The sequence below is a fragment of the Guyparkeria halopsychrophila genome, assembly GCF_044582135.1.
In the GTDB taxonomy this organism is placed as follows: domain Bacteria; phylum Pseudomonadota; class Gammaproteobacteria; order Halothiobacillales; family Halothiobacillaceae; genus Guyparkeria.
This window is the reverse complement of sequence record NZ_JBDODP010000061.1, coordinates 1-717: the sequence shown is the minus strand read 5'-3', so window position 1 is coordinate 717 and position 717 is coordinate 1. Positions and strand designations below refer to the sequence as shown.

At 55.8% G+C, this 717-nt stretch carries 1 rRNA gene; it reads right to left on the bottom strand.

Annotated elements, in window-relative coordinates:
• Positions 1–28 precede the first annotated feature (28 nt).
• A 23S ribosomal RNA gene (locus ABGV18_RS11485) occupies positions 29–717 on the bottom strand; the annotation flags it as partial.

The window sequence follows — 717 nt, the reverse complement described above, 5'->3', positions numbered from 1 at the left end:
GTATCCGTGTGTGTCGCTTTGGCGTTATATGGTCAAGCCGCACGGGTAATTAGTACGGGTTAGCTGCATGCATTGCTGCACTTCCACATCCCGCCTATCAACGTGGTGGTCTTCCACGGCCCTTCAGGGGGCTCGAAGCCCCGGGGAGATCTCATCTTGGGGTTGGCTTCCCGCTTAGATGCTTTCAGCGGTTATCCAATCCGAACTTAGCTACCCGGCAGTGCCACTGGCGTGACAACCGGAACACCAGAGGTTCGTCCATCCCGGTCCTCTCGTACTAAGGACAGATTCCCTCAAATCTCCAACGCCCACGGCAGATAGGGACCGAACTGTCTCACGACGTTCTGAACCCAGCTCGCGTACCACTTTAAATGGCGAACAGCCATACCCTTGGGACCTGCTTCAGCCCCAGGATGTGATGAGCCGACATCGAGGTGCCAAACACTGCCGTCGATATGGACTCTTGGGCAGTATCAGCCTGTTATCCCCGGAGTACCTTTTATCCGTTGAGCGATGGCCCTTCCATACAGAACCACCGGATCACTAGAACCGTCTTTCGACCCTGTTCGACGTGTCTGTCTCACAGTCAAGCTGGCTTATGCTCTTGCACTAACCGCACGATTTCCGACCGTGCTTAGCCAACCTTCGTGCTCCTCTGTTACGCTTTCGGAGGAGACCGCCCCAGTCAAACTACCCACCATGCACGGTTCCCGATCC